Annotated in this window: 6 protein-coding genes and 1 pseudogene; 2 read left to right on the top strand and 5 right to left on the bottom strand. The window is 65.4% G+C overall.

Annotated features, from left to right (window positions below):
* Positions 1–127: 127 nt before the first annotated feature.
* From AB3X43_RS16320 to AB3X43_RS16300, 5 genes and pseudogenes are all read right to left on the bottom strand, one after another.
* Positions 128–506 (bottom strand): annotated as a pseudogene (locus tag AB3X43_RS16320) (FAD-dependent oxidoreductase); the annotation flags it as partial.
* Positions 507–540: 34 nt separating this feature from the next.
* Positions 541–1356, bottom strand: coding sequence for an ATP-binding cassette domain-containing protein (locus tag AB3X43_RS16315; RefSeq protein ID WP_369430921.1), 816 nt, complete (start codon positions 1354–1356; stop codon positions 541–543).
* Positions 1353–2426 carry an ABC transporter permease gene (locus tag AB3X43_RS16310; RefSeq protein WP_369430920.1) on the bottom strand — a complete coding sequence of 358 codons (1074 nt, stop codon included), beginning with the start codon at positions 2424–2426 and terminating at the stop codon, positions 1353–1355. Before AB3X43_RS16310 ends, AB3X43_RS16315 begins: the two co-directional genes overlap by 4 nt.
* A gap of 106 nt (positions 2427–2532) precedes the next feature.
* Positions 2533–3510 (bottom strand): sugar ABC transporter substrate-binding protein, encoded by a 978-nt coding sequence (locus AB3X43_RS16305; protein ID WP_369430919.1) that lies wholly within the window; start codon positions 3508–3510, stop codon positions 2533–2535.
* Between the two features lie 99 nt (positions 3511–3609).
* Positions 3610–4626 carry a sterol desaturase family protein gene (locus tag AB3X43_RS16300; RefSeq protein ID WP_369430918.1) on the bottom strand — a complete coding sequence of 339 codons (1017 nt, stop codon included), beginning with the start codon at positions 4624–4626 and terminating at the stop codon, positions 3610–3612.
* 309 nt (positions 4627–4935) lie between these two features.
* On the opposite strand from AB3X43_RS16300, the gene AB3X43_RS16295 reads away from it, so the two are divergent.
* The gene (locus AB3X43_RS16295; protein WP_369430917.1) at positions 4936–5091 is read left to right on the top strand and encodes a hypothetical protein; all 156 of its coding nucleotides are present in this window, start codon (positions 4936–4938) and stop codon (positions 5089–5091) included.
* Positions 5092–5105: 14 nt separating this feature from the next.
* On the top strand, positions 5106–5652 hold a 547-nt coding region (locus AB3X43_RS16290; RefSeq protein ID WP_369430915.1), incomplete at its 3' end, for a 3-methyl-2-oxobutanoate hydroxymethyltransferase.

Below are 5652 nucleotides of genomic sequence, written 5' to 3'. Positions count from 1 at the left end.
GGTGAGGATGTAGGACGGTGACGTCATGGTGGACGGACTCAGGGCTGCTGGTCGAGAAACTGGGTGAACTGGTCGAGCACTTCCGGTGCGACCGAGACGTTGTGCCGGGCTTGCGGGTAGGCGCCGCCACCTCCAGCCGCCGCAGATACCCCCCGGTGGCCAGCAGCAGCGCCTCGTAGGCGACGCGCCGCTCGGCCCGCTGCGGCCCGCCGGTGAGCACGATCTCGCGGCGCACCGGGTCGATGGACTCCACCCAGGCCACGAGGTGGGTGATCTGGTCGTCGTCATAGGTCCGGGCTGCGCGCAGGGCGCAGGGCGCACCCGGCGGCGGTCTGTTCGCCCGTCAGCAGGCCCTTGGACCGCGGCGGGCGTTCATAGGGCAGGTGCGGCTCGGCGCCGATCAGCAGGATCGGTCCGCTCCAGCCGAATGCACGCAACGCCTGGGCGGCCCGGCCACCCACGTGACCGGCGCCGACGATGACCATCGCGGAAGAGGATGCTTGCATGGTGGTGCAGGTGCTGGTCGGATCCACGCAGGTCTCACACAGCTTGTGGTGGGTGCCCGTCGTGGGTGGCCATGTAGCTCTCGATTTCCGCCTCCAGCTCGGCCATGGCCTCACCACCGGCCATGAGGTCGGTGATCTCCTCTCGGGTCTTCTCGCCCTTGCGGAAATCGGCCGCCTTGGCGCCCCGGATCAGCACGGCAAAGTGATCGCCCACGGTCAGCGCATGCACCACGTTGTGGGTGATGAAGATCACCGCCACGCCTTTCTTGCGCGCCTGCAGGATGATCCGCAGCACGTGAGCGGCCTCCTTGACGCCGAGCGCAGCGGTCGGTTCGTCCAGGATCAGCACGCTGGCGCCGAAATGCACCGCCCGCGCGATGGCCAGCGCCTGGCGTTCGCCACCGGACAGGCCGCCCACCAGGCGGTTGCCGTCGTCGATGCGGGTGATGCCCAGTTGGCGCATCTCGCGCACGGCGATCTCGTTGGCGCGCTTGCGATCGAAGACTTCGAACGGCCCCCAGCGTTTGGTCGGCTCGGCCCCGACGAAGAAGGAGCGACCGATGCTCATCAGCGGGAAGGTGCCACCGAACTGGTGCACGGTGGCGATGCCATGGTCGCTGGCGTCGCGTGGGGTCTCGAACGACACCGGCTTGCCGTTCATCAGCATCGCGCCGGACGTCGGTTTGTGCACACCGGACAGGATGCGGATCAGCGTCGATTTGCCAGCACCGTTGTCTCCGAGCAGGCAGAGAATCTCGCCGGCCTTCACCTCCAGAGAAATGTCGTGCAGGACATCGACAGGGCCGAACGACTTGTTGATCCCGGTGAGCTTGAGCAGTGGCGTGGTCATTGGCGGGCCTTCCCTTTGGCGCGGGGGGTGGCGTGGGTCAACGCCATGGTGCGGAACGTGTTGTTCAGGAGCACGGCGGCCAGCAGCAGGACGCCGATGATCAGGCTGGCCCAGTTGGCATCGAAGCCGGTGTAGTAGATGCCCTGGTTCACGATCGAGAAGGTCATCGTGCCCAGCACGATGCCCAGCACCGAGCCGTAGCCGCCCGTCAGGATGACCCCGCCGATCACCACCGCGATGATCGAGTTGAAGATGAACGATTGCCCGGCCGAAACCTGGGCGCTGTTGTAGAGGATGGCCTGGCACATGCCGACAAACGCCGCGCACAGCCCGCTGCCCATGTAGAGCGCGATGTTGAGCTTGTCGGTCGGGATGCCGGCGTTGCGGGCGCTGACCTTGTCGCCGCCGAGGGCGAGGATCCAGTTGCCGTACTTCGAATGGCTCAGGATGTAGCCCACGAACAGCATGGCCGCGATCCACCACAGCAGGATCACCTCGAACTTGCCGTCGATGAAGTCACCGAAGATCATCTTCGTGACGGGATCGCTTTTCAGCGCCACGCTGGTGCTGCCCGCCACGATCACGGACAGGCCGAGCGTCAGGCCGGCGACCGCGAACAGGGTGGCCAAGGTCACGACGAAGGAAGGCAGATCCGTACGGACGATCAGGTAGCCATTGAGGAAACCGATGGCCAGTCCGAGGCCGAGCGCCGCCGCGATGCCCACCGGCATGGGCAGGCCGAAGTGCCCGGAGACGATCGCCACCATCATCGAGCTGGCCGGAATCACGCTGCCGACCGACAGATCAAGGTGTCCGGCGATCATCAGCAGCCCGACTGGCAAGGCGATGATGCCGAGTTCTGCAGCCACGTTCAGCCAGCTGGCCGCGCCGCTGGCCGTGAGGAAGGTCGCGCCGCCGAAGATCGAGAAGAACACGAAGACGGACACGAGCCCGATGAACGAGCCGGTCTCGGGTCGTCGCAGCAGGCTGCCGAGGGAGGTCCCTGGTGTGCCGCTCCGGGCTTCGGTGGCGGCCCCGGGGGCAGAGGCGGTGGTGGAATGCGAGGTCATGGAGTCACACGTGCTTTCACGGCAGGAGAACGATGGACGGGTCCGCCAGCATCGTGGCGACCGGTCCGACCCGGGGTGACCGGGCCGGACACGCCCGCGAGGTGGATCAGCGAGCGCCAGCCGCCGCACCGGCCAGGGTGGCCGCGACGTTGGAGGCGTCCACGATGCCAGGGCCGGTCAGGATCGGCGCCGACGCCACCTTCAGACCGTACTGCACATAGCTGTTGAGCATGGACACCGACAGGTAGCCCTGCAGGTAAGGCTGCTGGTCGATGCAGAACAGTTGGGTGCCGTCCTTGATGCGCTGCAGGTTGGCCGTGTCCATGTCGAAGGCTGCCAGCTTGACCTGCTTGACCACACCGGCCTGGCTGATGCCGGTGGCCGCGCTGTTGGCGTCACCGGCACTGATCGTGATCACGCCGTCGATGGTCTTGTCCTTCTGCAGGGCGGCCTTGATCGCCTGCGCCACGGCCGTCGGGTTGCCGAAGCTCGACGAAGGCAGCGGCAGTTGGGCAGACTTGCCACCGCTCTTGGCGATGCCATCGGCCACCCCCTTGCAGCGGGCTTCGGTGTTGGTGGCACCCGGCAGCGTGTTGACGCACAGCACGTTCTTGGTGGTGTGCGCGCCGAAGTATTCGCCGCCGCCGAGGCCTGCCGTGTACTCCTCGTTGCCCACATAGTTCTGGGCGCCCAGGCGCTTCACGGCGTCCATGCCCCCCGAGTTGTAGATGATCAGCGGCACGCCCGCAGCGACCACTTCCTTGAACGCCGCGTCCATCGCTTCGGGCACCCAGTCCGGGCCGACGATGGCGTCCGGCTTCTGGCTCAACGCGGTGCGGATCAGCTTGGCGGCGTCGGGGCCGAGGTTGTCGTAGTTCTGCGGGCCGAGCCAGGTCACGGAGCCGCCCGACGCCTTGACGACCAGCGCCGCGTCATCCGCGCCTTTTTTCACCTTCGACCAGAACGGATCGTCGGCCTTGCCGCCGATCACGAAAATCTTGGGGCCAGCGGCGAAGGTGCTGGTGGCGGCCGCGATGGCTGCAGCGGCAACCAGCAGTTTCAGGGGGATGTTCAGTGATGGCATTGTCGTCTCCTCGGGTGGGCCGCTCGCGCATCGCGGCCGCTATGGGTGGAAATCGCGCGTGGAAATCGTGGTCGTGGATCGGGGAGGCCCTGGCCCGCGCTACTTCGGGGTGCTGTTCATGCGGGCCAGCTTGCGTTCGTAGCGGGCCTGCATGCGGCGGTCACCGTCCTTGGAGCCGTCGTGCCAGGTGCCCAGCCAGTGATCGAGCGGGACCAGGCCGTCACCGCCGAAGTTCACCTCGAAATGCTTGTGGTGCAGATAGTGGGCGTAGGCGTGGCTGTCCATCGCCTGGCCGCCGGGCAGCTCCATCTTCTCGAAGCCGATGTGGCCGTTGACCGCACCGAAGCCGGCCATGTGCAGCTGGAACAGCGCCACGATCGGGTTGGACGGGATCACCAGGTGCCACAGCGCGACCGCGTGGTAGAGAAACGCCTCGACCGGGTGCATGCTCAGCGACGACCAGGGGCTGGGGTTCACCGAGTTGTGGTGGATGGAGTGGATCCACTTGTAGAGCCAGTTCCAATGGATGAGCCGGTGGATCACGTAGAAATGGACCTCGTGGATCGCCGGTGACACGAGCACCAGCAGGGCGAGATAGACCGGGTGCTCGGCCCAGTGCAGCCATTGCGCCGAGCCATTGGCGAAGCTCCACAGCAAAAGCACCTGCACCAGCGTCCACAGCGGGATCGAGACCAGGAAGCTGCGCAGGAAGTTGTCCAGGTTCTGGCTCTTGAACCAGAACACGTCCGACGGCTGATCTGCGGGGAACTTGTGGTGGTACTTGAACCGGTTGCCCTGCGCCCGGCGCATGTAGAGCCGCCATTCGAAGAGCCCATACCACACCAGGTTGGCCACCCAGTTGACGACCAGCAGGTAGCCCGCCCAGCCCCAGGCCAGCGTCTTCATCGTGTCGAGGCCAGGGACGATGAAGTACCACCACAGCACGGCGGTGGCCATGTGGAAAGCGTTCCAGGGCCACAGGTAGCCGGGAATCCACTTCAGCAGCTTGAGAGGCGAGGGTGGCCAGGCCCAGAACGGCGCGATCTCGCGCTGACCGTTGGGGGTCCAGTCGCCGCGTTTGTTCCGGACTCCGAATTGCGAGTCGTCCAGGGCCATTGACAGTCCTTTGATGCGTGCAGTGCGTTGCAGGTGCGGTGGGTGTGCAAATAATATGCACCCGAGTGCAGCGCACTTTATTCCGATCTTAGAAAACATGTTCTAAGTGCTTACCCGATCAGAAGTTGCCCGCAACCACCAGAGGATAAGGAGGTTTCGACCCATTGCAGCCAACGAAGCGCCTGGCAATGGCGGAGATGGTCGGACATCCATTGCGATGGAAAGAAATATTTTTCCGATCTCATTGCACCCGGATGCAACCTTTCCTACACTGCCATCCGACCTGACGAGCTGAAAGAAGAATTCACCGTGAACGCCCCCTTTGTACTGGCCGCCTGCGCCGAAATGCTGTGGAACGACCGCCCCATGTCCTGGCGCCTGAGCCGCCTGGCCGAAATGGGCTTCGAGGTTGGCGGCTGCAACTGGCCGTTGCGCGCCGCCGCCACTGTCACCGTCCAAGCCTGAACAGGAATCCAACCATGACCCGATCCAAGCGCCCGACCGTGGCCGACATGCGCGCCCTCAAGGGTGTGCGCCAGATTTCCATGCTGTACGTGACCACGCCCGAGGAGGCGGCGGCCGCCGATGCGGCCGGTGTGGACATGCTCTCCATCGAGGGGCGATTCTTCACGGCGGAGATGCGCGCAGCGGCGGGGCGCTGCTTCGTGCAGGTGGGGCTGCCATACGGGCCGTTTGGCGATCTGGTCACGGCCGAGGATTACCTGCGCGCCGCCTACAAGTCCATGGCACTTGGCGGTGACTGCGTCTACTGCGCCGCGTCACTGGACATCCAGAAGCGGCTGTGCGACGAGGCCGTTCCGGTGGTCGCCCACGTGGGCCTGATTCCCTCGCAATGCACCTGGACCGGTGGCTTCAAGGCCGTTGGCAAGACAGCACCTAGTGCGTTGGCCGTGTGGGCGCACGTCCAGCGGCTCGAAGCGATCGGCGTGTTCGGCGCCGAGCTGGAGGTGGTGCCTGACCGTGTGGGCGCCGAGATCTCGCGCCGCACCAGCATGCTCATGCTGG

Source organism: Sphaerotilus sp., assembly GCF_041083715.1.
GTDB lineage: Bacteria > Pseudomonadota > Gammaproteobacteria > Burkholderiales > Burkholderiaceae_C > Sphaerotilus.
Note: the sequence above shows the minus strand (reverse complement) of the source record. Positions and strands in the feature narration are given on the sequence as shown.

Coding starts and splice junctions, on each gene's coding strand:
- AB3X43_RS16300 (WP_369430918.1), bottom strand. CDS start 4,626: ATGGCCCTGGACGACTCGCAATTCGGAGTCCGGAACAAACGCGGCGAC.
- AB3X43_RS16305 (WP_369430919.1), bottom strand. CDS start 3,510: ATGCCATCACTGAACATCCCCCTGAAACTGCTGGTTGCCGCTGCAGCC.
- AB3X43_RS16310 (WP_369430920.1), bottom strand. CDS start 2,426: ATGACCTCGCATTCCACCACCGCCTCTGCCCCCGGGGCCGCCACCGAA.
- AB3X43_RS16315 (WP_369430921.1), bottom strand. CDS start 1,356: ATGACCACGCCACTGCTCAAGCTCACCGGGATCAACAAGTCGTTCGGC.